The organism is Pseudoalteromonas sp. S2721 (genome assembly GCF_005887425.1).
Classification (GTDB): domain Bacteria; phylum Pseudomonadota; class Gammaproteobacteria; order Enterobacterales; family Alteromonadaceae; genus Pseudoalteromonas; species Pseudoalteromonas simplex.
In genome coordinates, this window is the sequence record NZ_PNCZ01000046.1 from 31,252 (window position 1) to 57,471 (window position 26,220).

The 26,220-nt window shown below is 40.2% G+C and carries 20 protein-coding genes; 12 read left to right on the forward strand and 8 right to left on the reverse strand.

All coding sequences use genetic code 11. From position 1 onward, the window contains the following. Positions 1 to 1,326, reverse strand: coding sequence for a DEAD/DEAH box helicase (locus tag CWC02_RS16775; RefSeq protein WP_054551932.1), 1,326 nt, complete (start codon positions 1,324 to 1,326; stop codon positions 1 to 3). A 199-nt stretch (positions 1,327 to 1,525) separates the two neighbouring features. On the opposite strand from CWC02_RS16775, the gene trhO reads away from it, so the two are divergent. From trhO to CWC02_RS16800, 5 genes are all read left to right on the forward strand, one after another. Beyond that, positions 1,526 to 2,533 (forward strand): oxygen-dependent tRNA uridine(34) hydroxylase TrhO, encoded by a 1,008-nt coding sequence (gene trhO, locus CWC02_RS16780; RefSeq protein ID WP_054551341.1) that lies wholly within the window; start codon positions 1,526 to 1,528, stop codon positions 2,531 to 2,533. 290 nt (positions 2,534 to 2,823) lie between these two features. Then, positions 2,824 to 3,840 (forward strand): efflux RND transporter periplasmic adaptor subunit, encoded by a 1,017-nt coding sequence (locus CWC02_RS16785; protein ID WP_138619466.1) that lies wholly within the window; start codon positions 2,824 to 2,826, stop codon positions 3,838 to 3,840. 2 nt (positions 3,841 to 3,842) lie between these two features. After that, complete coding sequence (locus CWC02_RS16790; protein WP_082389291.1) at positions 3,843 to 6,920, forward strand: efflux RND transporter permease subunit; 3,078 nt, start codon at positions 3,843 to 3,845, stop codon at positions 6,918 to 6,920. A gap of 84 nt (positions 6,921 to 7,004) precedes the next feature. After that, positions 7,005 to 8,903, forward strand: coding sequence for a DUF294 nucleotidyltransferase-like domain-containing protein (locus CWC02_RS16795; protein ID WP_138619468.1), 1,899 nt, complete (start codon positions 7,005 to 7,007; stop codon positions 8,901 to 8,903). Beyond that, positions 8,903 to 9,610, forward strand: coding sequence for a 3'-5' exonuclease (locus CWC02_RS16800; RefSeq protein ID WP_138619470.1), 708 nt, complete (start codon positions 8,903 to 8,905; stop codon positions 9,608 to 9,610). Before CWC02_RS16795 ends, CWC02_RS16800 begins: the two co-directional genes overlap by 1 nt. A 104-nt stretch (positions 9,611 to 9,714) precedes the next feature. On the opposite strand, the gene CWC02_RS16805 is transcribed toward CWC02_RS16800, so the two are convergent. The 5 genes from CWC02_RS16805 to CWC02_RS16825 form a co-directional block, all read right to left on the reverse strand. Then, a complete protein-coding gene (locus CWC02_RS16805) occupies positions 9,715 to 11,289 on the reverse strand; it encodes a BCCT family transporter (protein ID WP_138619472.1) in 1,575 nt (524 codons plus the stop codon). A 332-nt stretch (positions 11,290 to 11,621) separates the two neighbouring features. After that, a complete protein-coding gene (gene asnB, locus CWC02_RS16810; RefSeq protein WP_138619474.1) occupies positions 11,622 to 13,289 on the reverse strand; it encodes an asparagine synthase B in 1,668 nt (555 codons plus the stop codon). Between the two features lie 368 nt (positions 13,290 to 13,657). Continuing rightward, the gene (locus CWC02_RS16815; RefSeq protein WP_138619476.1) at positions 13,658 to 14,593 is read right to left on the reverse strand and encodes a 5-oxoprolinase subunit C family protein; all 936 of its coding nucleotides are present in this window, start codon (positions 14,591 to 14,593) and stop codon (positions 13,658 to 13,660) included. Continuing rightward, the gene (pxpB, locus tag CWC02_RS16820; RefSeq protein ID WP_138619478.1) at positions 14,590 to 15,258 is read right to left on the reverse strand and encodes a 5-oxoprolinase subunit PxpB; all 669 of its coding nucleotides are present in this window, start codon (positions 15,256 to 15,258) and stop codon (positions 14,590 to 14,592) included. Before pxpB ends, CWC02_RS16815 begins: the two co-directional genes overlap by 4 nt. A 152-nt stretch (positions 15,259 to 15,410) precedes the next feature. Further along, positions 15,411 to 16,934, reverse strand: coding sequence for a leucyl aminopeptidase (locus tag CWC02_RS16825; RefSeq protein ID WP_138619480.1), 1,524 nt, complete (start codon positions 16,932 to 16,934; stop codon positions 15,411 to 15,413). 157 nt (positions 16,935 to 17,091) lie between these two features. Here CWC02_RS16825 and msrA point away from each other — a divergent pair, with 157 nt between their 5' ends. The 4 genes from msrA to CWC02_RS16845 all read left to right on the forward strand — a co-directional run bounded on the left by msrA (position 17,092) and on the right by CWC02_RS16845 (position 22,480). Continuing rightward, positions 17,092 to 18,369 carry a peptide-methionine (S)-S-oxide reductase MsrA gene (msrA, locus tag CWC02_RS16830; RefSeq protein WP_138619482.1) on the forward strand — a complete coding sequence of 426 codons (1,278 nt, stop codon included), beginning with the start codon at positions 17,092 to 17,094 and terminating at the stop codon, positions 18,367 to 18,369. A 276-nt stretch (positions 18,370 to 18,645) separates the two neighbouring features. After that, positions 18,646 to 20,052, forward strand: a complete 1,407-nt coding sequence (locus CWC02_RS16835) for a TackOD1 domain-containing metal-binding protein (RefSeq protein WP_138619484.1) — start codon at positions 18,646 to 18,648, stop codon at positions 20,050 to 20,052. Beyond that, a complete protein-coding gene (locus CWC02_RS16840) occupies positions 20,049 to 21,377 on the forward strand; it encodes a glycosyltransferase family 2 protein (RefSeq protein ID WP_138619486.1) in 1,329 nt (442 codons plus the stop codon). Before CWC02_RS16835 ends, CWC02_RS16840 begins: the two co-directional genes overlap by 4 nt. A 14-nt stretch (positions 21,378 to 21,391) precedes the next feature. Beyond that, the gene (locus CWC02_RS16845; protein WP_054553787.1) at positions 21,392 to 22,480 is read left to right on the forward strand and encodes an HlyD family secretion protein; all 1,089 of its coding nucleotides are present in this window, start codon (positions 21,392 to 21,394) and stop codon (positions 22,478 to 22,480) included. Positions 22,481 to 22,546: 66 nt separating this feature from the next. Here CWC02_RS16845 and CWC02_RS16850 read toward each other — a convergent pair whose 3' ends face one another. Beyond that, positions 22,547 to 22,966 carry a tetratricopeptide repeat protein gene (locus tag CWC02_RS16850; protein ID WP_054553788.1) on the reverse strand — a complete coding sequence of 140 codons (420 nt, stop codon included), beginning with the start codon at positions 22,964 to 22,966 and terminating at the stop codon, positions 22,547 to 22,549. A gap of 436 nt (positions 22,967 to 23,402) precedes the next feature. Here CWC02_RS16850 and CWC02_RS16855 point away from each other — a divergent pair, with 436 nt between their 5' ends. The 3 genes from CWC02_RS16855 to CWC02_RS16865 all read left to right on the forward strand — a co-directional run bounded on the left by CWC02_RS16855 (position 23,403) and on the right by CWC02_RS16865 (position 25,462). Then, complete coding sequence (locus tag CWC02_RS16855; protein WP_138619488.1) at positions 23,403 to 23,837, forward strand: GNAT family N-acetyltransferase; 435 nt, start codon at positions 23,403 to 23,405, stop codon at positions 23,835 to 23,837. Positions 23,838 to 23,944: 107 nt separating this feature from the next. Further along, positions 23,945 to 24,469, forward strand: a complete 525-nt coding sequence (locus tag CWC02_RS16860) for a hypothetical protein (protein ID WP_138619490.1) — start codon at positions 23,945 to 23,947, stop codon at positions 24,467 to 24,469. A 75-nt stretch (positions 24,470 to 24,544) separates the two neighbouring features. Next, positions 24,545 to 25,462, forward strand: a complete 918-nt coding sequence (locus CWC02_RS16865; protein WP_138619492.1) for a DUF5700 domain-containing putative Zn-dependent protease — start codon at positions 24,545 to 24,547, stop codon at positions 25,460 to 25,462. Between the two features lie 69 nt (positions 25,463 to 25,531). On the opposite strand, the gene CWC02_RS16870 is transcribed toward CWC02_RS16865, so the two are convergent. Continuing rightward, positions 25,532 to 25,954 (reverse strand): hypothetical protein, encoded by a 423-nt coding sequence (locus tag CWC02_RS16870; RefSeq protein ID WP_054553792.1) that lies wholly within the window; start codon positions 25,952 to 25,954, stop codon positions 25,532 to 25,534. Between the last annotated feature and the right edge of the window lie 266 nt (positions 25,955 to 26,220).

Below are 26,220 nucleotides of genomic sequence, written 5' to 3' on the forward strand. Positions count from 1 at the left end.
TTATTCCTGTTCTGGCTTTTTCTTACGGCGCATTGGAGCAAAACCATCTACATCAATTGGTGCTTGAATAGGGGCTTTAGGCTTTTTAGGGGCTGCTTTGCGTTTTGGTTTTGCAGGTTTTGCAGCCACTTTTTTCTCTGCTTTTTTCCAAACTGTGTTTGGTTTTTTCTCACGCAGACCTTTAAATTTACCAACAAGGCCGTCAACGGTGAAAAAGCTTAATTCATCATTTAAAAATGCTTTAATTGCTTTGTAGCTTGGCCAATCTTTCGGGCCTACTAACGAAATAGCAGTTCCTTTAAAGCCTGCGCGACCAGTTCTACCAATACGGTGCACATATTCTTCAGCATGTTTTGGTAGGTCAAAGTTAATAACGTGAGTCACGCTTAATAAATCAAGACCACGTGATGCAACATCTGTGGTGATCAAAATTTTAAAGTTTTCACGGCTGAAGGCATCCATAATTTCAAGGCGCTTAGCCTGTGTTAAGTCACCCGCAAGCGCTTGCGCTTTAAAGCCTTTATCATTTAATAGCTGGCTTAAACGTTGAGTATCTGCACGTGTTGCGGTGAAAATAATGCATTGGCCAACATTGTCTTGTTTTACAAAGTGCTCAAGTAGGGCTTCTTTGTGATCTAAGTGATCAGCTAAATAAAGTTGCTGAGTAATGTCACTATGTTGCTCGTTTGATGCACTTAACAGAATTTGTTTTGGTGATCGTAAAAGGTTACGTGACAAAGCATCAACTTGTGCATGGTCAAGGGTTGCTGAAAACAATAACGTTTGGCGTAAACGGTGATCAGCAAGCTCGTTAATCATTTTAACTTGATCGGTAAAGCCTAAATCTAAAATACGGTCAGCTTCATCAAAAATTAAAAGCTCTAAGCCTGAAAGCTGTAATGAGCGTTGACTCAAATGGTCAGCTAAACGCCCCGGAGTACCCACTACAAAATGAGGGTCTTTACGAAGCGCTTTAATTTGATCGTTAAAGTTTTCACCACCCAGTACTTTTACTGCACTAATGTTTGTGCCGGCAATTAATAGCCTTAATTGGCTGTACACTTGGGTTGCTAATTCGCGGGTAGGCGCAACGATCAAAACGCGCGGGTCGCGTTTACTGAGTGCTTTTTGTTTCATTACGCGCTGTACAGCAGGTAATAAAAACGCCAGCGTTTTGCCCGATCCTGTTTTTGACTGTGCAAAAATATCATGGCCTGCGATAGCTGTTGGTACCGCGTGAGCTTGAATGTCAGTGGGCTGGGTGATGCCTTGATGCGCAAGTTGTTTTTCGAGGCGTGTATCAATCCCAAGTTCAGTAAAATGCAATGCGTAATCTCCGATGAGCAAAATTTGTAAATCCTGTTCATTATAACGCACTTGCCTCACTTGGAGACAGTAAAAACACAGCTATTTCGCATCAGTTTTTGCAATTATCGCTAATTCGCGTAAAATACGCGCCCTCAATGCGCCGGATTTGCGATTCGGTTAACGCCCCACATGGGCATTTAAAGCAAAAGGTAAAACCATGACTGCTGTTCATAAAGACAATGTAACTAGCGAGCACTTTGTTGTTTGCGCACTTTACAAATTTGTAGCCCTTCCTGATTTTGAAGCGATTCGCCAACCACTACTAAAAGTAATGGAAGACAATGAAGTACGCGGTACTTTGTTACTTGCGGCTGAAGGTATCAACGGTACTGTTTCTGCTAAACGTGAAGGTATCGATAACCTACTTGCATGGTTAGATGCACAACCAAACCTAGACAACATTGTGACTAAAGAGTCATACGATGACGAATGCCCGTTCTACCGTACTAAGGTAAAACTGAAAAAAGAAATCGTAACTATGGGTGTTGAAGGTATCGACCCACGTGAAGTAGTGGGTACATATGTAAAACCAGCTGATTGGAATGCATTAATTTCAGACCCTGAAGTGATTCTTATCGATACACGTAACGATTACGAAATCGAGATTGGTACTTTCCAAAATGCGGTTGATCCAAACACTAAAACATTCCGTGAATTCCCAGCGTGGGCGAAAGAAAACCTAGACCCAGAAAAGCACAAGAAAGTTGCTATGTTCTGTACCGGTGGTATTCGCTGTGAAAAATCAACTGCGTACATGAAAGAGCAAGGCTTTGACGAAGTATTCCACCTTGAAGGCGGTATTCTTAAGTACTTAGAAGAAGTACCAAAAGAAGAAACCATGTGGGAAGGTGAGTGTTTTGTATTTGATAACCGTGTAGCGGTAAATCACGATTTACAAAAAGGTTCTTACGACCAATGTCATGCTTGTCGTATGCCTATCACTGAAGAAGAAAAGCAAAAGCCCGAATACATGGAAGGTGTATCGTGTCACCACTGTCACGACAGCCTAACAGAAGAGCAACGTGCCCGTTTTGCTGAGCGTCAAAAGCAAATCGAGTTAGCACAGGCGCGTGGCGAAGGTCACATCGGTAATGAAGCGCAAGAAGTTCTTCGTAAGCGTAAAGAAGCTAAAAAAGCGCAAAAAGAAGCACAGCGCCAACAGTAATTGTTAGCTTTATGAATTGATAGAAACCCCAGCATAGTCTGGGGTTTTTTTATGCCTATTCAAAAGGAACAAATAACTAATCAATCTGATTGTGTAGAGGTGTCCATAGCAAGCGAAGCACACTTAAAAGAGGTCGATTCATCACATTGTCGTTTCTAATTAGAAAACAAAGGCGATGTATGGGTTTATTTCACCTTGGCTAATTGTTTATTAAACGAAGTCAGCTTTTTATTGATCACAAAGCTGTTACACTTCGTAACAATTAAAACGATTCTTATTTAGGTGAAATTTTGACAATTGGCAAATTACATACATGGACTTTAATTGCCTGTATTAGTTGTGTTTCCGTCGCTGAGGCGGCTAATGTAGTTGTAGAATCAGTGTCTGTTGAAAAGTCTAAACAACAGATAAAAGCAGTGGGTAATGCTGAAGCAATTCACTCAGTCACTCTTTACCCAGCCGTTGGGGACAGAGTCACCGCTGTTTACTTTAAACCAGGCGATAACGTTGCCAAAGGTGACTTACTATTAGAGCTTGATTCACGTAGACAAAAAGCAGCGTTGATCGAAGCCGAAATCACCTTAAAAGATGCTGAGCGCACCATGAAAAGGCTTGAAGAAAGTCACGCCCGTGGTGCGGTGCCGCAAAGTGATTTAGATGATGCGAAAACACTTTATGAGCTTGCAAAAGTCCAGCTAATGCAAGCGAAAACAGAGCGTGAAGACCGCGAAGTACGTGCTCCATTTAGTGGTGTTATGGGTTTAACTGACGTCGAAGTAGGCGACAGGATCACAACCCAAACAGCCATTGCCACTATCGATGATATTTCTGAGCTTTATATCAATTTTAATGCCCCAGAAGCCGCTATCTCAGTGCTTAAACAAAAATCTTCGGTCGAAGTAGTGCCTTGGTTAGGCGATAAAGCTTACACGGCTAAGGTGGCAGAGCTTGATTCGCGTATCAATGCGCAAACCCGCACACTTAGAACAAAAGCCAAACTTGATAATAATGCTCAGCAATTTATGCCGGGTATGAGTTTTCGTGTGCACATAAATATTCTAGGTGAAGAGCTTGCCGTAGTACCCGAAGCTGCGATGATGTGGGGGGCAGCAGGCCCATACGTATGGAAGAGTGTCGATAAAAAAGCCACACGCGTTGATGTTAAAATTGAGCAGCGCTTAGCAGGGCGTTTACTAGTCTCTGGTGGCTTAAACGAAGGCGACTTATTGGTGACAGAAGGCGTTCAGCGCCTAAGACCTAATCAAGAGCTTAACTTCATCAATGAAGTGCAGCTAGCCAAGGAGTAATGATGAAACAGCAACCTATGATGGAAGACTTGCCATCAATGGCGATACGTCGTCCTGTTTTAATTGTGGTACTTAACTTACTCATTATTATTGCCGGTATCGCTGCAATAGCAGGGGTTGAAGTACGTGAGCTTCCTGATGTTGATAGACCACGTATTACTGTATCAGCGTCTTTCCCTGGTGGTTCACCGGAGACTGTAGATACCGAAGTAACTAGCAAGCTCGAAGGAGCGGTTGCTAGGGTAAGTGGTGTAAAGTCTATTCGTGCGCAAAGTGAAGAAAACAACGCCCGTATCGTGGTTGAGTTTCGCCCCGGTGTTAATTTAGATGATGCTGCAAACGAAACACGCGAATCGGTAGCCCGTGTGCAGCGAGAGTTACCCGAAGAAGTAGAACGGGTATCAATTATTAAAGCCGATAACGATGCCGAAGCGGTTGTATCGTTAACGGTATCAAGTGATAGCTTATCCCTTGAGGCACTGACAGAGCGTGTTGATGTCGACTTAGCTCCGCAGTTTTTAACCATTCCAGGGGTTGCCGATGTTCGTTTAAATGGCGACCGTGAACGGGTGCTTAGAGTGCGCATCGACCCACTTAAGCTAAGTAGCTTTAACCTTACCGTACCAGATATTGCCAACGTACTTCGTCAGGCTCCCTTTGATGTGCCGGCGGGTAGTTTAAAATCAAGCGATCAACAGGTGATCGTTCGTGCTGATGCAACGTCAATCTCTGCTGAACAAGTAGCCGATATCATCGTTCGTGACGATACCCGTATTGGCGATGTTGCGGCTGTTTACTTTGGACCAGCTGATCCGCGTTCATTCGTAAGGCTTAATGGCACACCTGTGATTGGCATGGAAATTATTCGTCAGGCGCAATCTAATACCATTGAAATTTCGGATGAAGTGCTAACTTTAATCGAGCGTATGCGAGTGCGTTTTCCTGAAATGGAATTTACTTTAACCTCTGACGATGCGCAGTTTATCAGAAGCTCAGTTGATGAAGTTATTAACTCACTTTTACTAACCGTGCTGTTAGTGGTGATCACACTGTGGGTGTTTATTGGCTCATGGCGCGCAACGCTTGTTCCTGCATTTGCGATACCTGTTGCATTAATTGGCTCTTTAGCACTTATTTGGGCGCTTGGTTTCTCAATTAATATTCTTACCTTGCTTGCACTCGTGTTAGCTACTGGTCTAATTGTAGATGATGCCATAGTGGTAAGTGAAAACATACAACGTCAGCGGGGCTTAGGTCTTGGTCGTCGTGCAGCTGCAGTGGTTGGTACCCGTGAAGTATTCTTTGCTGTTGTGGCAACAACCGCCGTATTAGCTGCGGTGTTTGTGCCTATTGCGTTTTTACCATCAACAGCTGGGCGACTATTTAGAGAGTTTGGTGGGGTATTAGCTGGCGCTGTGATCATCTCAAGCTTTGTAGCACTGTCTTTGGTACCTGCGCTGACATCAAAACTGAAATTAAAGCAGGGCGGTTTTCATCCATTTGCAAAAGTTGGCCATGTGTTAGCCGCTGTTTATAAGCGCACAATACACGGTGTACTTGAGCATGCATGGCTTACCTTTTTTGCGTGTTTGTTGGTCGCTGCAGGCTCTGGTGCACTGTATTTCAATTTAGATAACGAGCTATTACCAACAGAAGATCGCGGTAAAATTCGTATTTTTGCTCGTGGTCCTGATGGTGTTGGCTTGAACTTTATGGACAGGCAAGCGGTGCAAATGGAAGATATCTTACTGCCGTATGTTGAAAGTGGTGATATTGAGTCTATTTACACTGTGGTTGGGCAATGGGATCCAAATATTGTATTTATTACTGTGCCGCTAAAACATTGGGACGAGCGTCATTTTAGTCAGCAAGAAATTATTAATAAAATACGTGAACCTTTAGGGAATATTCCTGGTGCGGCTGGTTACCCTGGTGGTTCAAATAGCTTGAACTTGCGTGGTCAAGGCGGTGGTATTGAGCTTGCCTTATTGGGCCAAGACTACCTCGAGATATTTAAAGCCGCGCAAGATTTCTCTGCTGAAATTGAAAAAGCAGTGCCAGAAGTGGCCCCTGTGCGTATTTCATATCAGCCGTCACAGCCACAATTACGGGTTAATATTGATAGACGTCGTGCTGAAGAGCTAGGCGTATCGCTTAGTGATATATCAGTAACGTTACGTGCTGCAATCAATGGTGATGATATCGCCGATTTAAACATTGGTGACCAATCAATCCCGATTATGTTGCAAGCACAAAACCAAACCATCACAAACCCGAGCGATTTAGCTAACTTGTATGTTGGTGGCCGTAATGGTCAATTAGTGCCATTGAGTAGTGTGGCAACGATTACTGAAGAAGGTGTTGCAGCAGAGCTTGAGCGCCACGCGCAGCGCCGTGCTATTGAACTGAGTATGGAAATGCCTGAGGGCGTAACTATTGCTGAGCTGGTTACAAAAATCCGTGATATTTCAGAGCAATCTCTGCCTGCTGGCATCAGCTTAGCGTTTAAAGGTGAGGCATTAACCTTTGAAGAAACCGCCAATGAAGTATTAGTGACCTATGTATTGGCCTTTTTAATTGTTCTTCTGGTATTGGCAGCGCAATTTGAAAGTGTGAATAGTGCAATCGTTGTTATGATCACTGTACCATTTGGTATTACATCAGCAATTTTAGCGTTATATCTAACAGGTACATCATTAAACATTTACTCGCAAATTGGTTTAGTGATGCTGATTGGTCTAATTGCTAAAAACGCCATCTTGCTGGTGGAGTTTGCCGACCAATTACGTGACCAAGGCCGCTCGGTTAGAGTGGCGGTAGAAGAGGCCGCACTAGTGCGCCTTCGTCCAATCGCGATGACACTGGTTTCAACTTTATTAGGTGCATTACCACTTATTTTATCTACCGGTGCAGGGGCTGAGGCTCGTAACGCGATTGGTTGGGTAGTATTTGGCGGTTTAGCACTGGCGGTGTTATTTACCCTCTATTTAACGCCTGTTATTTACCTTGGTTTAGCTCGCTTTACTAAACCAAGAGGTGACGAGTCGAAACTTCTGGCTGAAGAGTTAGAAAAGGCTTAATCCAACTTAATTGGCTATTTTTTCTTTGAAAAAATAGCCAATTACCCTCACAATTAAATCAAATGTTTAAAACTAGGTACGCGTATGCAAGCCGAACACGTCGATATCGCCCAATTTCTTTCTGATCACGCTCCCTTTGATGATCTTCCTGAAGAGGCGGTAAATAAACTCGCATCACAAGTCGAAATCGCTTATTTTCGCGCAGGCACTGAAATACTAAATTATGGCGAGGATATCGCTGATTTATTTGTTATTCGAACAGGTGCTGTAGAGATATATCGTCGTGATGGTGATTTATACAACCGTTTAACTATCGGTGGCATTTTTGGGCAAATGGGCCTTCTGATGAACCGCAAAGTGCGCTTTCCGGCAAAGGCACTCGAAGACACCTTAGTTTATTGCATTAATGTTGAGTTGTTTAATCAATACTGCGACGAATACGAAACATTTGCTGATTTTTTTGAAGCCGATGGTAATGTGCGCCTTCACCAAGCAATTGTTGAACAGGCAGACAGCAACGATTTAACAACCGCCAAGGTTAAGTCGCTTCTTCATCGTGATGTTGTCACTGTGGCAAAAGATGCCTCTGTGCAAATGGTTGCGCAATTAATGACGCAAGAGTCGGTATCGTCTGTGCTGGTTACTGATGCCGATAAACCAATCAGTGATGATCCTGATGATGACGACGGCCAAGTTGTTGGCATTATTACTGACCGTGACTTACGCACCAGTGTAATTGCTGAAGGGTTAAGTTACGAAGCTCCAGCTGCGCAAATAATGCAAAAAGACTTAATACTACTCGATAGTAATGCCTATGTGTTTGAAGCTGTACTGGCCATGCTCAGAGATAACATTCACCACTTGCCTGTGGTTGTTAAGAAAAAGCCGATTGGCGTTATTTCGTTATCGGATATTTTACGCTACGAGTCGCAAAGTAGCTTATTGTTAGTGCGCGGCATATTAGCTCAGCAATCGGTTGAAGATTTAGCTCACTATGCAAGGCAATTACCTAATGTATTTGTTCGTATGGTTAACGAAGATGCTAACTCTCACATGATTGGTACCGCAATGGCTGTAATAGGGCGTACCTTCAAACAGCGTTTACTTGATTTAGCTGAAGAAAAGTTTGGCCCACCGCCGGTTCCTTATTGCTTCATCGCTTTAGGTTCAATGGCGCGTGATGAGCAATTAATTGTGACCGACCAAGATAACGCCATTATCCTTGATAATAGTTTTAACGAGGAATTACATGACGAGTATTTTCAGAATTTGGCTGATTTTGTTTGTGACGGTTTAGCTGAGTGTGGCTACAAATATTGTGAAGGCGAAATCATGGCGTCATTTAAAAAGTGGCGCTTAACACGCGAGCAGTGGAAAGAACAATTTGCAGGTTGGATGGCCGAACCTAAACCGCAGGCTTTATTACATAGCTCGATCTTTTTTGATTTAGACGGTGTTTACGGTAAAAACAAATGGGCCGATGAGCTCAAACGCTTTATCGCAACAGAAGGGCGTAAGAATAAACGTTTCTTGGCAAACCTTGCTGCGAATGCGCGTAACAGAACGCCGCCTTTAGGTTTCTTTAAAGACTTTGTGTTAGAGCATAATGGTCAGCATAAGCGATCTATGAACTTAAAACGCCGCGGTACAGCGCCTTTATCTGATGTAATACGCGTGCATGCATTAGCGATAGGCAGTCGTAAACAAAATTCATTCGAGCGTTTAGAAGATATTATCGAAGCTAAACTACTCCCTGAAGGCAAAGCACAAGATTTACGAGACGCCTTAGAATACATTGCCATGATCAGAATTAGACACCAAGCGTGGCAAATAGAAAAGCTTGATGAAGCGCCAGATAACGACTTAGAGCCTCATTTACTTTCTCCTTTTGAGCAGCGCAATCTTAAAGAGGCGTTTGCCATTTTAGATAAAGCGCAGAATTTCCTAAAATTCAGATACTCTGCTAACTCAGGGATGAAGTAATGGCAAAACAAGGCGCAAAACTTGATTGGCCGACTCGGTATCAAGAGTTATTAGAACAGAGCAAACAGCCGTTAATCAAAGCGTTTTATGGATCAGCTATTTGTGATTTAAGCAAACCAATTAGTGATATTCCCTTAGTAGCACTTGATTTTGAAACAACCGGTCTAAATTATCAAAATGACGATATAGTCAGTGTTGGTTTAATTCCATTTAATACCAAGCGTATTTTTTGTAAAGATAGCCAACATTGGATTGTTCAACCAAGGCGCAAGCTTGCTGAAGAGTCGATTGTTATTCATGGTATAACTCACTCAGAAGTGAGCGATGCACCTGACTTTTCAACGATTATGGCGCCTTTGTTAGCAGCATTAAAAGGCAAAGTGATTGTGGTGCATTTTGCTCCCATTGAACGGCACTTTTTATATCAAGCGTTGCAAGCCCGTTTAGGCGAAGGGCTTGAATTTGCCGTTATAGACACGCTAGATCTGGAAACGCGCGCACTTAAAGCAAAGCAGGGGTTACTAGGGCGATTATTTAATTCTAAGCTGGATTCTGTGCGCTTAGCAGACTCTCGCATTCGTTATTCGTTACCAGCGTATCAAAACCACAATGCGCTCAATGATGCTACAGCCACTGCAGAGTTGCTACAAGCGCAAATAGCTTACCATTACCGCCCAGATACGCCGCTGAGCGAATTACTCATATAGCGTGCTTAGCATCGACTTTATGTGGGGTCTTTGAATTTGAGCAAAGCTTATTAATAAAAAAACGCCGCAAAATGCGGCGTTTTAGATTATTTAAAGTTTAGTGCTTAGCTTCTTGGCTCTGTTCTCAAACCAAGAATTAAACTTACGCACATTAATAACAATACAAAGGTAAACGGCAAGCCCGTAGATACGGCGCCGGCTTGTAAGGCCTCGATTGCTTGTGTGCCACCAATCCAAACAAGTGCAGCTGCAATCGCACCCTCGATTGTAGCCCAGAAAATACGTTGTGGCACTGGCGCGTCAACTTTACCACCAGCGGTGATTGAGTCGATTACTAATGACCCTGAGTCAGATGACGTAATAAAGAACACGAGTACTAGCACAATTGCAATGAATGAAAGCACTTGCGACATTGGCAGGGCTTCAAACATTTGGAACATAGCTAGTGGTACATCAGTTAAGCCTTTTTCACCAAGTACACCTACTTTATCAATCACTTGTTCAATAGCGATACCACCATAAATTGACATCCAGAAGATAGTCACAACAGTAGGTACTAGTAATACAGCAATTAAGAACTCACGGATTGTGCGGCCTTCAGATACGCGTGCAATGAACATACCTACGAACGGTGACCATGAAATCCACCAAGCCCAGTAGAATACAGTCCAGCCATGCATCCATGTTTCATCTTCACGACCATGAGGATTACTCAGTGGAATAATGTTTTCAACATAACCCATTACTGTATTAGAAAGGTTGCCAAATGCTGCAGAAAACCCAACAAGTGCAACAAATACGAGTAATACAAAAGCGATAAGCATGTTTACGTTACTAAGCAGTTTTACACCGCCGTCGATACCGCGAACAACTGAAATAACAGCTAGTAACGTCACACCAATAATAACGCCTATTTCTAAGCCAATTCCGCTATCAGTACCAAATACGTGATTAATACCAGCAGCGGCTTGTTGTGCGCCTAAACCAAGAGATGTTGCAAGGCCAAATAGAGTGGCAAGTACAGCTAGAATATCAATAAGGTGGCCAGGCCAGCCCCACGCTTTGTCACCTAAAATTGGGTAAAAAATTGAACGAATAGATAACGGCAAACCTTTGTTATAGCAAAAGAATGCGAGTGAAAGCGAAACAACAGCGTAAATTGCCCAAGGGTGTAAACCCCAGTGGAACATAGTTGCACCCATTGCCAGTTTAGCGGCTTCCGGCGTGTTTGCTTCAACACCAAGTGGTGTTTCGTACCAACCTGTAAAGTAGGCGACAGGTTCTGCGACGCCCCAGAACATTAAGCCTATACCCATACCTGCAGCAAATAACATTGCAAGCCAAGAAATACGCGAATGAGTTGGACGTGCTTCTTTACCACCAAGGCGGATATTACCGTATGGTGAAACAATTAACGCTAAGCAAAACAATACGAATAAGTTTGCTGACCACATAAAAAAGCCATCAAAATTATTAATAATGTCGTTTTTAATTCCATTCAGAGTTGTTTTTGCTGTTTCAGCATCTGAAATAAGTGTTGCCACTAAGAATAGGGCAATTAATCCAGCACTAATGCCAAATACAGGGTTGTGCACATCAAAACCCCATTTTTGTACATTGTCCTGTCCGACAGTGTAGTCGGTATTGTCGATACTGTACTTGTCATGATGTTCGCTCATGAATACCTCTTGTTGTGATTATATTTAGCAGAGAGCTAAACGGCCGGTTGGCACTAGCTTGGCTATTACTATTTTTACGTATCAAACCCAAAAATAGTTTGTAGACGAACTAAATTTGTACCAAAGTTTAGTCTTTAGTGTAGGAGCTCGAAAAAAAATGTAAATGGTTTTGTCCCTAAACAGCCGAATAAATGCAGTTTTTTAGGTTTTTTGTAGGAATTGTGAACAAATTAGGCAGCGAAAGGAATAATTTGATGACAGTATTATTTCAAAGCAAATTATTTCAATTGAGAGGAAAGTGCTGCAAACACAGGGCTTGCAGCACAAAGTTACTACTTTTTGTAAGCGTCGTTATGAACGCCAGCAGCACGACCTGAAGGGTCAGCATTGTTCTGGAATGATGCATCCCAAGCGAGTGCTTCAGGAGTAGAACAAGCAACAGATTTGCCATGCGGAACACATTTTGCGGCGGCATCGCCAGGGAAGTGCTCTTCGAAAATACTACGATAGAAATACGCTTCTTTAGAATCAGGCGTATTGATCGGGTATTTGTATTTAGCATTAGCAAGGTCTTGATCGCTAACTTGTTCGTTCACATACTCTTTTAACGTATCAATCCAGTTATAGCCTACACCATCAGAGAACTGCTCTTTTTGGCGCCAAAGCACGTCGTCTGGCAGGTAGCCGTCGAACGCTTCACGAATAATGTGTTTTTCGATTTTACCGTCTTTACACATTTTCGCTTCAGGGTTGATACGCATTGCGACGTCTACAAACTCTTTATCAAGGAATGGCACACGCGCTTCAACGCCCCATGCAGCCATTGATTTATTCGCACGCAAGCAATCGAACATGTGTAGTTTAGAGACTTTACGGTTAAGCTCTTCATGGAACTCTTGCGCATTTGGTGCTTTGTGGAAATAAAGGTAACCACCAAATAGCTCATCAGCACCTTCGCCCGACAACACCATTTTAATACCCATGGCTTTAATTTGGCGCGCCATTAAGTACATCGGCGTTGAGGCACGAATAGTTGTTACGTCGTAGGTCTCGATGTGATAAATCACTTCACGTAGGGCATCAATACCTTCTTGAATGGTGAAGTGAATAGGGTGGTGAACCGTACCAATCATATCAGCTACTTTTTGTGCAGCTGCTAAATCGGGTGAACCCTCAAGACCCACAGAGAATGAATGCAGTTTTGGCCACCATGCATCAGACTCATCATTATCTTCGATACGTTTTGCAGCAAAACGCTGTGTGATAGCAGAGATAACAGATGAATCTAAACCGCCTGATAATAGAACACCGTAAGGTACGTCACACATTAATTGACGTTTAACAGCAGCTTCTAAGCCTTCTTTAACATCGCTTGATTTAGCTTCGTTGTCTTTTACTGCGTCATAGCTTTGCCAATCGCGGCTGTAATACTTACGAAGTTGACCATCTTTGCTCCACAAGAAATGACCCGGAGGGAATTCTTCAATATGTTTACAAATTGGCGATAATGCTTTTAATTCTGAGGCAACATAAAAGTTACCATGTTCATCATGACCTGTATAAAGCGGAATAATCCCGATATGGTCACGACCAATTAAGTAGGCATCTTGCTCTTCGTCGTATAAACAAAACGCGAAAATACCATTTAAATCGTCTAAAAACTCAGGGCCTTTTTGCTTATATAAAGCCAAAATAACTTCACAGTCTGACTGAGTTTGAAAAGTAAAATCAGTTTCTAAGCTGGCAGCGAGCTCTTTGTGGTTATAAATTTCACCGTTAACAGCAAGGATATTTGTACGCTCAGGGTTGTACAAAGGCTGTGCACCACTCGATACGCCAACAATCGCTAGACGCTCGTGCACTAAAATAGCTTTATCTGATGAATACACGCCAGACCAATCTGGCCCGCGGTGCCTTAATAGTTTTGACATCTCAATTGCTTGGCTACGCAATTGAGCGGGATCAGATTTAATATCTAATACCCCAAAAATTGAACACATAGTGACTCCTCATTCCAAATATGTGCGCAGTTAACAGAATTTATATAACTGCGAATGTTTGTTTTAACAGAAATAATTACCTAAGTCACACAGGTTTTTTAATTAATTGAGAATAAAATATGCACCTGCGCTAACCTCTTTGCACCAGTATGGGGTATGTGGTTAAAGGGTGAGCGGTTTAAATGCTTGATTTGTGCAAATTGGATGATAATGAGTCTGGAATAAAGGCTTTTGTTAGTAAATAATCTGCACTGCTTTGGTGCAAAGGAATGTATAGGGTTTTTACCTTTTTAAATGTATAGACAAGCTTTAAAGCAATGCGAGCAAAGACTTTCTTTGCTCGCTTTTTAAACACCAATAAATTAACGCTATTTATTAATATAGTTTAGTGCTATCGCAAGTTGATTTAAGTGCGCAGTGAGTTTTTCTTGTGCTGCATGGGCTTCTTTAAGTGTAACAAACTTAAAGTGAAGGAAATCACCGGGTTTTAATTGTGCAAAGTGACGAAGATCGGCTTCGATCACGGTACCGAGCAATGGGTAACCACCCGTTGTTTGCGCATCGTTTAATAGCACTATGGGTTCACCATTTGGCGGAAGCTGAATACAGCCAGGAGCGACAGCCATAGAGGGTAGCGAAACATCATGGCTAATATCACACTCATCACTTAATAGCCGTGTGCCCATGCGGTTGCTATTTGGTGATACATGCCATGAATGATTTATAAAGTTAACGATGGTTTCTTTTGGTAACAGTGCTGCATGTGGTGCGGCATGAATACGAATTTGTGTACTTTTAGGTGGTAGCATAGCGCCTAAGCCAATTTTGGTATTGTACCTTGGCGTTATATCAAAACTATCGCCAACCTGTAGTGCTTGACCGGTCAAGCCACCAAAACCTGCTAATATATCTGTTGAGTAAGAATCTAAAATTGGCTCAGGTAAATGCCACTCGCCGCCAATCGCAAGGTAACTTCTAAAACCATGACGCGCCGCATTAAATTTTAATACATCGCCTTTTTTTATGTAAAAGCTCCAGCCTGGTTCAACAGCATTGCCATTCACTGTGGCTTTCATATCTGTGCCGTGCAGTGCAATGTAGTAATCGTTATCGAACTGAATCTCGGCAAGACCCAAAGTGATTTCAATAACGGGGTTGTTGTCGTCGTTGCCAACTAAACGGTTTGTAATAACTTGAGCATAAGGGTCAATGCACCCTGATTGTCCAATGCCTAAATGGCGAGATCCTGTGCGGCCTTGATCTTGTATAGACATTTGCATACCAGGTTTGATGATAGTGATCATTTTAACACCTCCTGAATAACAAACTCTAAGGTATCACCGGGTTCGATAGCACAAGGCGAGGCTGCATTGATATCAAATAGACGAAAATCTGTATGACCAATAATTTGCCAGCCTCCAGGGGAGCTTTCAGGGTAAATACCGGTTTGATTGCCGCCAATAGCAACAGAACCTTTTGGAACAGAGAGCCTTGGTTCAGCATGTCGAGGTGTGAAAAGTTGTGGACTTAAACCATCTAAATAAGCAAAACCGGGTTTAAAGCCTAAAAAAAGCACGTGGTATTTGGCACTGCTGTGCATTTGAGCAACATCATCAACAGACAGATTATGATGTTTAGCAACATGTGCTATATCAGGCCCATATTCACCACCATAACGAGTCGCAAGTTTATGATGACGTGAGTTAAAGTCAGTAGCTTTAAGTTCGTGCCATTGTTCAAGTAATCGTGGCAGCCAACCAGCAAGTTGAGCGGGCTCTTTCAGGTAAAGTGTTAAATTATTATTGGCAGGGACTACATCAACAAAGTCATCACTGCTTTGGCAATATTGGGCTAATGCCCATATTTTCTTTTGCGTAGTGAGTATGTCGCTTGCTGTTTCATAGGCATCAAAAAAGATGCTATGCGTAGTGAGCGCAATAATTTTAGGTGTACTTTTGGTCGTCGTCATTGCGTATCAATCTTATTATTATCCCTTAATGCTTATTAGCATATAGGCTGTTTGTTGATGATGTAAATGTGTCTTTAGTGTTAATTAGAAAAACTCAAGACAATCAAGTGGCTATAATAGTTTATAACCACTTGATAAAGTGCAATGTCTAATTACTGTGCGTTATTTAGTAACCAATTAGACAGTAAACGTACGCCATAGCCTGTACCGCCTTCAGCTAGTTCATCTTTTGCTTTAGAGTTTAGCGCGTTACCTGCAATATCAATGTGAACCCAACGTGTGTCACCGGCAAAGTTTTGTAAGAAACTCGCTGCTGTAGTAGCACCTGGGCCATGTGAACCGATGTTTTTAAGATCAGCAATGTCTGACTTTAATGCATCTTCATAACCTAGAGGTAAACGCCATAGGTTTTCATTTACTTGCTTACCCGCAATAGTTAGTTGCTCAACAAGAGTATCATCATCAGAGAAAACCGCCGCGTATTCATTACCTACAGCACGAATTTTAGACCCGGTTAGGGTCGCAACATCAACCATAATACTTGGTTTGTATTTGTCACGGGCATACCACATTGCATCACTCAGTACTAAGCGACCTTCAGCATCTGTATTAACAATTTCAACACTTAAACCTTCGGCTGTTCTTACAACATCGCCAGGCGCAACAGCAAATTGCGATACCATATTGGCAGCCATGCCCATTACAGCAACTACGTTTGTGTCGGCTTTAGCCAGTGCCATTGCTTTAACAGTACCTAGTACTGCAGCTGCACCTGCCATGTCTGATTTCATGCGGGCAATTGAAGCGCCTGTTTTAAGGCTGTAACCACCAGAATCAAAGGTAATACCTTTACCTACTAACGCGATAGGGGTGTTTTTGCTACCTTGATAATGAGCAACCACTAAACGTGCACCTTCTTCACTACCACGACCAACCGCTTCTAATGCACCCATGCCAAGCTTTTTAAGTTGCTTAGGCTCTAAAATAGTAATTTTAACATCTAACTTTTTAAGCTCTTTTGCCGCTTTAGCAAAATCAACCGGTGTCATTTCTGTTGCAACTTCAGACGTTAAGTCACGTGCTAAAAATACACCTTGTTCGATGCTTTGTAGTAGTTTATGGGTTTTGACCGCTTGGTCTAAATTTTCAACATCTAATGTGTAGTTAACAACGTGGCTGTCTTGTTCTTTTTTGTATTGCTCAAAACGGTGGTCACGTAAATTTGCGCCATGTGCAAATTCTGCTGCATATTTAGCATTGATTGCGCTGTCTTTAAGCTCTGAAAAATCAAGGCTAACATTTGCTTGTTTAGCCGACTGCAATTTAGCGTGAACGTTACCACCTAGTTTTGCCATTTTTGCTGCATCTAGTTTTGGCTGCTCTCCTAAGCCAACAAGTAAGATGCGTTGATGGTCGCTACCGTTTGGTGCGATAACTTCTAACGTTTTTCCATAACCTGCTTTAAAGTCGCTAAATTCAATGACTTTATTTAGGTGAGTTTGGGTTTCTGGCTTTAAATAATTAAAATTAGCAACTTGGCTATCTGTATCTAAAAATAAAACTAGTGTGTTGTCGTTCGGTTTAATTGATTTTGCAAAAGTGAACTCTGCGGCATTCACTTGCGTAGCAAGTGTTAATCCTAATGCAATAGCAGATAAGCTGTGTGCAATTTTCATTTTTTAATATCCCAATGTTAAAAAGCTGTGTTTTACCGTAAATAAGGTTAAGAGTTAAATTGTTAGCGGTGAATCGCTGTTTGCATGCGTTTAAGTTGAAATTATTAATACCTATACGCGGTCTGTCTTAAATACAGGCTTTTAAGAGGAAATTAGTATGACAATTAAGTCGATGTTACTGACACTATTCACTTGCAGTGCCATTTTTACCACCAGCCCAATTAAAGCTGAAACAATGCCAGATAACGCAACAGGGCATATTGAAACCATTGTGCTAGGTTCGGGTTGTTTTTGGGGAGCAGAAAAGCGTTACGAAGCACTTGATGGCGTGTTGGATGCGGTATCTGGTTATGCAGATGGGCATGGGTTTAAAGCGACCTACAAGAACATAACACGTAGCTCACGCCGCTTTGATAAAAACAATTATGCAGAAGTTGTTAAAGTGACATACAACAGCAACGAGTTAACAACACAATCACTGTTAAAACATTATTTTGAAAATCATGATCCAACCCAGCTAAATCGCCAAGGTAATGATATTGGCACTCAATACCGCTCAACAATTTTGGTAAGTAACAAAAAGCAACTAGAAGTTGCGAATAAACTTGAAGATGAATACCAAAGCAAATTAACCGCAGCAGGCTACGGCAAGATTGTGACTGTAATAAAACCGCTTGATGTATTTTATGCTGCTGAGGATTATCATCAAGACTATTTAAAGAAAAACCCGAATGGCTATTGCCCTGATCATTCAACGGGCGTTGTATTCACACCAGTCGAAAAACAGCAGGTTGATAACACAGCCTTATTGGCAGGTAAGCAAATTGTAGTGATAGATGCTAAAGGTTATTGCCCATACTGCGAAAAGTTTAAAAAAGAGGTCGCTGATGAGTACATGGGTTCGATACCTATGACTTTCCGACATGCTGATCAACTTGATGGTTTAACAATTAAAACCCCAACATGGGCGACACCCACACTCTTATTTATAGAAAATGGCGAAGAGGTTTATGGTCGCCAAGGCTATGTCAGTAAAGGTGAGTTTTACAAAGCCTTAGGTGCATTTAAACTGGGGGACAGTGAAGCCTTTAGAGTGGCGTTTCATGCCAGAACTGACAGCCCATTTTGTAAGCAGTACGATATCTTTAAAAATACACCCGACGGTATTTTTATTGATAAGCTAAGTGGAGCGCCGCTTTTTGATACCCGAGATAGATTTAACTCAGGCACTGGCTGGCTTTCATTTACACATCCAGTTAAAGACAGTGTAACTATGCATGAAGACAACAGTTATGGCATGCAGCGTATTGAGCTTAAATCAAAAAGCTCGGGTATTCATTTAGGTCATTTGTTCCCTGGTGAAGGGCCAAGAGGTAAAGACAGGTACTGCATTAATGCAACAGTGCTTGATTTTGTGCCAAGAGATGAAACTTAAGAAGTTAGAACTTATTTATAGCCAGCTTTCAGAGCTGGCTTTTATATTAAAAGCTACCTCATACAATTCTTTATTAACATAAAGTTTATATTTCAATTAATAACAATAAAATATTATTTTAAATATAGATTTCAATCATACCTTCTTATTTTTATAAGCTATTGACTAGTTAATTTAAACCATAAATTACCAGTTATATGAAAAGTCTGATCGTACCTTATATAAAAACAGTTTAAAATGCGGTATGAATACAATAGTTCATTTCATGGAGGGTAAATGAATAAACAGCAATTAAATGATATTTCGTTACAAAAAATTTGGATTGGTGAGCTTAAGGATATTGATTTTTTAGTTTACGGACACGAATTCACAGTATTTAACGACGTAGAGCACTTTTTTTCCGGTTTTGAAGCTCAATCTCATTTTCCACTTATTGTTTTTGCTGACAACATTGTAAACCAAGGCGAGGCGCTCAAGAAAATCCGTAAGCACGAACTGTTATGGCAAAGCTGTATTTTGGTAAATACGCCTTGTTATTTATCAGAAGCTCTTGCAAATGGTCTTTTTAATAAACAAAGTGATGATTTTTATAACTCCGTAATAACGCACGCAACTAGTTTAAATCTAAGTCTTAATTTAGTCGACTCAGCTTTAACTAAGCTTTTGTCTTTTATGTGGATTTATAAAGGTAATAGCTTGTTACCTGTTCATGATTTAAGCATTAATAGTGTTTATTATTATCCGCTTTTAGAGTGTTTCGGGGTTAACACTAAAGATGCGATGTCATGGTTGTCGAGTATCCATAGAAGAAAACTCTTACAGACAGATAAGTTAATCGACCGTGTTCGCTACTGTAGACACTGCCAATCAGGGCACTTAAATTATGTTGATTCATGCCCAAGTTGTCAAAGTATTGATATTGCCAGTGTATCTAGTTTGCACTGTTTTAACTGTGGTCATGTAAATGGCGAATCTAAATTTAAAGAGGGTATCGGGCTAAGCTGCCCTAATTGCCATACAAAATTGAGACACATTGGCGTTGACTATGATCGCCCAATAGAAAACCAGAAATGTAACCAATGCCATACTAGCTTTGTAGATGCTGACGTTATTGCTAAATGCTTCCACTGTCAGACCAGTAATCAAGTTGATGAGTTAATAGTACAGAACATTCATAGTTACAACATATCAATGGAAGGTAAAAGTTTAATTAGACTTGGTGAGCGTTTTGACAATTTTAATTTAACCAGCACTGACTCTATTAACTATTCACATTTCGAATGGGTGGTTAAGTGGCAAAACCAACTTGCCGTAAGGCACCAGCAAACACACTCAATAGTTAAGATAGAGTTAAAAAACCTCGCGCAATTTATTGCAGAAAATGGTGAAGCACGTGCTATTCAATTAATAGACGAATTTGAGAGCAGAATTAACGAGAGTATCAGGACCACGGATATTTGCTGTTTAGCAGGAGAGCATACATTACTTTTAATGTTACCTAATACGACAATTGAACATTTATCCTTTGTTTATCAAAAATTAAAAGGGATTTCTTCACTCAATAAAAATAGCGATTTCTCACTTTCGATTAAAGGCATTCCACTTCCATCAAAAGAAATGCCAGATGAAATAGGTGTTTGGCTTGAGCAACAATTTGCAGCTCAGCAGGAGAGTGTTTTATGAGTACGCTAAGCACTTTAATACATATTACTGAACAAATTATGTTTTATGTACAAAGTAATATATTAGTTCTAGTGAAATTTATTCCTTTATACCTTATCTATGAGTTGCCGCTATTTTTAATAATCACGTTTGGCATAATTAAATGGACTAAAGAAAAGACACGTATAAACAATACTAAATTATTTTATTTACCAAAAGTTAGCTGTGTTATTACTTGTTATGCAGAAGGGGATGCAGTTAAAGAAACCATTCAGTCACTCGTTGAACAAACTTACCCAGGTAAAATTGAAATAATTGCTGTAATAGATGGTGCTGTTCAAAATAACCACACTTACCATGTAGCTAAAGAATGTAAGCAGTTATTTAAACGCAAAAATCGTGAGATTGTTTTATTGCCAAAATGGCAGCGGGGAGGGCGAGTTTCAACTTTAAACGCAGGCTTATCCTATGCTAAAGGTGAAATTATCGTCAATGTTGATGCGGATACTTCATTTGACAATGATATGATGGCAAATTTAGTCAGGTTATTTGAAGACCCTAATGTACCTGCTGTGGGAGGTGCTTTAAGAGTTCGTAATGTGAATAAAACTTTATGGACTAGAATGCAAGCAATCGAATACTTAATATCGATGCAGGGTGGTAAAACTGGATTAGCTCAATGTAATCTAATTAACAACATTTCAGGTGCATTTGGTGCATTTAGACGTGATTTCTTAAAACAAATAGGAGGTTGGGATACTCATACTGCAGAAGATTTAGATCTAACAGTTCGTATCAAACAGTATTTTAAACGCTACCCTAATTTAAAAATACCTTACGCGACTGCGTCGATTGCACATACAGACGCACCTCAATCATTTAAAGAGCTTGTCTTGCAAAGATTACGTTGGGACGGGGACTTGCTGTTTTTATATTTGCGTAAACATTGGCCAGCTTTTTCTCCTAAGCTTTTAGGCTGGAAGAATTTTTTGTTTACACTTTTTTATGGTTACTTGCAAAACGTTATGTTGCCATTTGTCATTTTTGTGTATTTTGTTGGGGTTGCTATTATTTATCCTTGGCAATTCTCACTAGCATTAATATTCGTCATTTATGCCTTATACCTTCTAACTATCGGCTATTTTTATTTGTTAGTTTTAGTTAGTGTTTCAGAAAGGCCTAAGCAAGATTTTACACTATTCCTCTGGTTACCTCTCTATCCCATCTATGCATTTATAATGCGCCTAGTATGTTGCTTTGCGCTGGTTAATGAAGTATTCCGGCGGTCGCATGAAGAGTCTAGTATGGCACCTTGGTGGGTGCTTAAACGTGGTCAAAAATTTTAGATTAAGGGAATAATATGAAATTGCATTTTAATAGCACTGCAAAGGTCAACAATCCGAATGAAGAAAAAGGAATTAAAGTTCCATATGCTGGAGCAAAAAGAACATCACATAAATTACGCTGGTATTTTTTAATTCTGATTGCATTGAGCCCTATTTGTATTGTCGCATGGATTTATTTAGTGCCACAACTTAAGGTTGAAGCTGTTGGTATCATTACGACTGAACCGCTTCTGATTAAAGCTCCAAGTAAAGGAACTATTGAATTTGTTGACGTTAACCTTGGTGATTCTGTGATGAAAGATGAAATATTGCTCACATTATATAACCCTGAATTGACAGGGCAGTATCAAGAAGTTGACCGACAAATATTAAATCTAACTCAACAACAGATACCATTTAGCAAAACAATTATGACGCAGCTAGAACAAAGAAAGCGAGTCGCAAAAGAAGGCGTTGAAAGGCAGCAAGAATTACTTAATACGTATAAAGATTATAAAAGCCGCGGAATAGTCCCCGTTTCTGATTTAGCAAGCGCAATAGCTGCTTTTAACAGTGCTCAATTAAGTTACGAACAGACAAAAGTTGATATCTTGCGTGAGAAAGAGCGGCAAGAAATGGAACGCTTGTATGGATTAAAGGGGCAACGCTATCAAGATCTTTCAATTGAATTTGCAAAGTTGTCTGCACTGCAACAAAACCTTGTTGTTAAAACTCCGTTTTCGGGAAATATTAACGATATCTTTGTGCAAGATGGTCAGTTTGTAGATCAAAACTCACCATTATTTTCAGTAGATACCGGCAGAGAACTAAGAGTTCATGCTTATCTTGCACCAAAATTTTTGGAGTATTCAAAAATAGGTCAAAAAGCGACTGTAAAACTTCCAAATGGTAAAAAATTTGATGCTGTAATTAATGAATATACAGAGCTTACAAGTAAGATACCCCCGCAGCTTTCGGGTCCATTCGAAGGCGAAAAAGCCGCTTTAAAACTTATTTTGCAAGTAGATATTCCAGCAGAATACCACATAGAAGGATTACCTGTAGAAATTCAATTTGATCGCATCACAATGAAGGGGATGTCAGATTTATTTGCCAAACATTAAATAAAAAAAGCCCGGTCAGAACACACAAGAACCGGGCTTTCGACAACAATTTGGTTGGGGGAACTTTTACAGCGCTAGGTTTTGTTTTGCGCGACTTAAGTTGTGATTAACAAGTTCATTTTTAGAAATTTGCACCGCTTCATAAAAGTCAGAAAGTGCAGCAGTATCTTTTTCAGACATGATGCGGGCAACACCACGGTTACTAAGTGCAAACGAAGTTAATTCGCGGCGTTTGTAACCAGGTACCTTACTTGTACTTAGAAGAGAAATTGCTTGTGTACACAGGCTTTCCGCTTCTGAAAAATTCTTTTCTTTAACGCTTAATGCACAGCGGTTGAAGGCAGTTTCGTATTGGCTAGTTGCATTATCGTTCGTTTGAGCTTGCTCAATAACCATCAGTTTATAATCAGCTTGTTTGGCTACTGCCATCGCTGAGCAAGTTAATAAAGAGCTAAGTGCAATAGTGGTTACAAGTGTTTTTAACATGATAGTTTTCCTCTGAATAAGTTGGTGTTTCTTGCCAACGAGTGAACTTTAAAATATTCCCATAAGCTAAACAAACGATTAAATTAAAACTGATAGATGAAGAAATTTAATCTATAGAGTAATTACTCAGGTTTCGGAATTTTACTGTGATGTAGAGGAGGTTAAGTTGTTTTATTCCTGTATTGAAAGTAACAAATTAGCTGAGTTGAGTGCTGATAAATTTAATGCTGTCTCTTATATAGAAATGTTATTTGGGTCCGTAAATTGTGGTTTAAAATATATTTAGGTCAAAGGGGCACAGTCTTAATGTTTGGACAGTAGCAATTGGTTAGTAACTTTGTTAAAACTAAACATCTTAAATAACAAGAGTTTATTGTGGTACGCAGACTAGCAATAAATTCATAATTATCATGATAAACCGTAAGAAGGAATACTGGTGCAAGGATATAGAATTAGCACAAATAAAACTGATCTCGATTTTGAAGTAATTTACGGTTTTATTTCAAAAAGCTACTGGGCGTCCGGAATACCAAAGCAGACGCTAGAAACTGCCATTTCAAACTCTTTTTGTTTTGGAGTCTATGACAGCTATGATTCTCAAGTAGGTTTTGCCCGCCTTATAACAGATAAAGCAACATTTGCTTATCTTTCCGATGTATTCATAGTAGAAAGCCATCGAGGTAAAGGTTTGAGCAAGTGGCTTGTTGAGAGCATAGTATCTCACCCCGAGCTTCAAGGTTTGAGACGTATGGTATTGGCAACAAAAGATGCGCATGGTTTGTACGCGCAATATGGTTTTCAACCAATTGAAAATCCAGAGATGTTTATGCAAATTTGGAATCCAAATGTTTATCATGAGCTAGAGAAATAACGACAATTTAAAGGTTACATGGAATCAAATACTTTCAGTTCGTGGTGAACTTGCGTTTGATTGCAGTGTTATCTTATACAGGCATTAGCAAATTTAAGGACAGAATTATGAAAACAGGACTCTCATCAATCGGGTTTTTAATTATATCAAATGTAAGCTTTGCTGACTGTAAAGTTGAGCTTGAAGAAAGGTTAAAAGACGATTTGAGCCTAACATACCAACAATTTGATCAGACGTACGATGCCGGTTTTAGATTGTTAGAAAAATCAGGTTGCCATGCTGAAGCTGCCATTCTGATAAAACGTTATATCTCTCATAATAATTCAAATGAAAGCTCATTAACTTGGCATTTAGCTCAAATGGAAGGGTTAGCGGGTGACTATCAACAAGCGGTTTTTCACGCTAAAAAAGTATTGCATCCCAATGAAAAGCTAAGTGGTTCAAAAATGTATTGGAATGACTTTGTACTAGGAAACATCGCTTTTTGGAATAAAGACAAAGCAAAACTAAAACAACACATAGCAAATATTGAAAAGGGGCAAAGCTTTAAACCTAACCAGATAAATCTGAACTACTTGAATCAGTTACTCAAACATTTTGATTTAAGTTACAAACAGGCATTGTCTGAGTAACCAACCACTTAGACATGAATTATCGAATCTTCAACATATTCGACTTTAACCTAACAAATAATTCTGACTATAATTATGCAAATATTCTCTAAATTTCTTCTACTCTCTATCTTCATATTTGGTGTGCTTTCATTTAATGCGCTTGCTAACAAGCAGTCAGCTGATTTTGAAGTCATTAATCTCGCTGATGATTTTTATACTTTATATCAGTCAAGCAAGACGTTGACTGCAGAAAATAGAGCCGAGCAGTTTTCTCAACATTTCACCTCTCAATTTGCGCCTTTTTATAGTGATAAAAGCTTTGTTAAAGCTATTGAGGGTTTCAGTGGAATAGAAGAAGTATATTTTTCAAAAAATAGACGTTTATCTAAAGAGTTAAACAGCAGTATGGAATCATTTATTGCTACTTTCCCTGATTTCAAATCTGAAATCCCCATTTACATACTTCACTCATTAGGAAGGTTCAATGGGGCAACGCGAGAGTTAAATGGTAAGACTTACTTAATGTTTGGTGTAGACCTTATGGCCAAGTATCATACCTGGAAAAACGATACGCCATTCTTTCATCACGAGTTATTTCACGTTTATCATGAAAAATTATTTCAATGTAAGGATGAGCTATGGTGCTCTATTTGGACTGAGGGATTAGCTACTTACGTTTCACATAAATTAACTCCGTCAGCCAGTGATGATGAATTGATGCTAAACATACCTAGCAATTTGGTGAAAAAGATTCGAGCAAGGCACCTCGATTCTTTCGTTGACCTTAAGAAAAAGTTTTACTCAAAAAAAACTGAAATATATTCTTCATTTTTCAACTTCGCAAAGGACGAGACAAAGCTGCCATACCGAAGAGGTTATTACCTAGGTTATATTTTAGCGAAAGAAATTGGCAAGAATTACAGCTTAGAGCAATTGGTTAAAATGGATAAAAAGACAGTAGAGAGCCTATTGCTAAAAGAACTTGATTTATTGATAAAAGCGGAAGACTAAAAAACGAAACACCTAAACGACAAAACCCAGCCGAAGCTGGGTTTTGTGACAACACAATTTTGTGAAAACTTATAATGCTAAGTTCTTTTTCGCACGCGTTAAGTTGTGCTCGACTAGCTCGTTACCTGAAATTTGTACTGCTTCGTAAAAGTCAGACAATGCAGCAGTGTCGTTTTCAGACATGATTCGAGCTACACCGCGGTTGCTTAATGCAAATGAGGTTAATTCACGACGTTTATAAGCAGGTACCTTGCTCTTGCTTAGTAAGCTGATTGCTTTAGAGCAAAGTGTTTCAGCTTCTTTAAAATTCTTTGCTTGAACACTTAATGCGCATTGGTTAAATGCTAGTTCGTATTGGCGATTTGTTTCTACTGTTGCTTGTGTAGATTGATCAATAACCATTAATTTGTAGTCACTTTGATCAGCCACTGCCATAGCTGAACAAGTTAATAATGAGCTAACTGCAACGCGTTTCATAAGTGTACTAAACATAATCATTTCCTCTATTTGAGTCGGTATCAATCGCCGACAAATGAACTTTAATTGAACACTGCAAATTCAACAAACGATAAAAAATGACCTAATAGATGAAGAAATTTAACCTATAGACTTTAGTCTAATGTAATGAATTACTCTTAAAGCCGTCAGCCGTCAGCCGTCAGCCGTCAGCCGTCAGCCGTCAGCCGTCAGCCGTCAGCCGTCAGACGTCAGCCGTCAGCCATCTGATCGGACTCCCATTGAAAATACCCCGCAAAATA

Bases quoted from the DNA above. Each gene is read 5' to 3' on its own strand.
- trhO (WP_054551341.1), top strand. From the start codon at position 1,526: ATGACTGCTGTTCATAAAGACAATGTAACTAGCGAGCACTTTGTTGTT.
- CWC02_RS16790 (WP_082389291.1), top strand. From the start codon at position 3,843: ATGAAACAGCAACCTATGATGGAAGACTTGCCATCAATGGCGATACGT.
- CWC02_RS16795 (WP_138619468.1), top strand. From the start codon at position 7,005: ATGCAAGCCGAACACGTCGATATCGCCCAATTTCTTTCTGATCACGCT.
- CWC02_RS16800 (WP_138619470.1), top strand. From the start codon at position 8,903: ATGGCAAAACAAGGCGCAAAACTTGATTGGCCGACTCGGTATCAAGAG.
- CWC02_RS16805 (WP_138619472.1), bottom strand. From the start codon at position 11,289: ATGAGCGAACATCATGACAAGTACAGTATCGACAATACCGACTACACT.
- asnB (WP_138619474.1), bottom strand. From the start codon at position 13,289: ATGTGTTCAATTTTTGGGGTATTAGATATTAAATCTGATCCCGCTCAA.
- CWC02_RS16815 (WP_138619476.1), bottom strand. From the start codon at position 14,593: ATGATCACTATCATCAAACCTGGTATGCAAATGTCTATACAAGATCAA.
- pxpB (WP_138619478.1), bottom strand. From the start codon at position 15,258: ATGACGACGACCAAAAGTACACCTAAAATTATTGCGCTCACTACGCAT.
- CWC02_RS16825 (WP_138619480.1), bottom strand. From the start codon at position 16,934: ATGAAAATTGCACACAGCTTATCTGCTATTGCATTAGGATTAACACTT.
- msrA (WP_138619482.1), top strand. From the start codon at position 17,092: ATGACAATTAAGTCGATGTTACTGACACTATTCACTTGCAGTGCCATT.
- CWC02_RS16835 (WP_138619484.1), top strand. From the start codon at position 18,646: ATGAATAAACAGCAATTAAATGATATTTCGTTACAAAAAATTTGGATT.
- CWC02_RS16840 (WP_138619486.1), top strand. From the start codon at position 20,049: ATGAGTACGCTAAGCACTTTAATACATATTACTGAACAAATTATGTTT.
- CWC02_RS16845 (WP_054553787.1), top strand. From the start codon at position 21,392: ATGAAATTGCATTTTAATAGCACTGCAAAGGTCAACAATCCGAATGAA.
- CWC02_RS16850 (WP_054553788.1), bottom strand. From the start codon at position 22,966: ATGTTAAAAACACTTGTAACCACTATTGCACTTAGCTCTTTATTAACT.
- CWC02_RS16860 (WP_138619490.1), top strand. From the start codon at position 23,945: ATGAAAACAGGACTCTCATCAATCGGGTTTTTAATTATATCAAATGTA.
- CWC02_RS16865 (WP_138619492.1), top strand. From the start codon at position 24,545: ATGCAAATATTCTCTAAATTTCTTCTACTCTCTATCTTCATATTTGGT.
- CWC02_RS16870 (WP_054553792.1), bottom strand. From the start codon at position 25,954: ATGTTTAGTACACTTATGAAACGCGTTGCAGTTAGCTCATTATTAACT.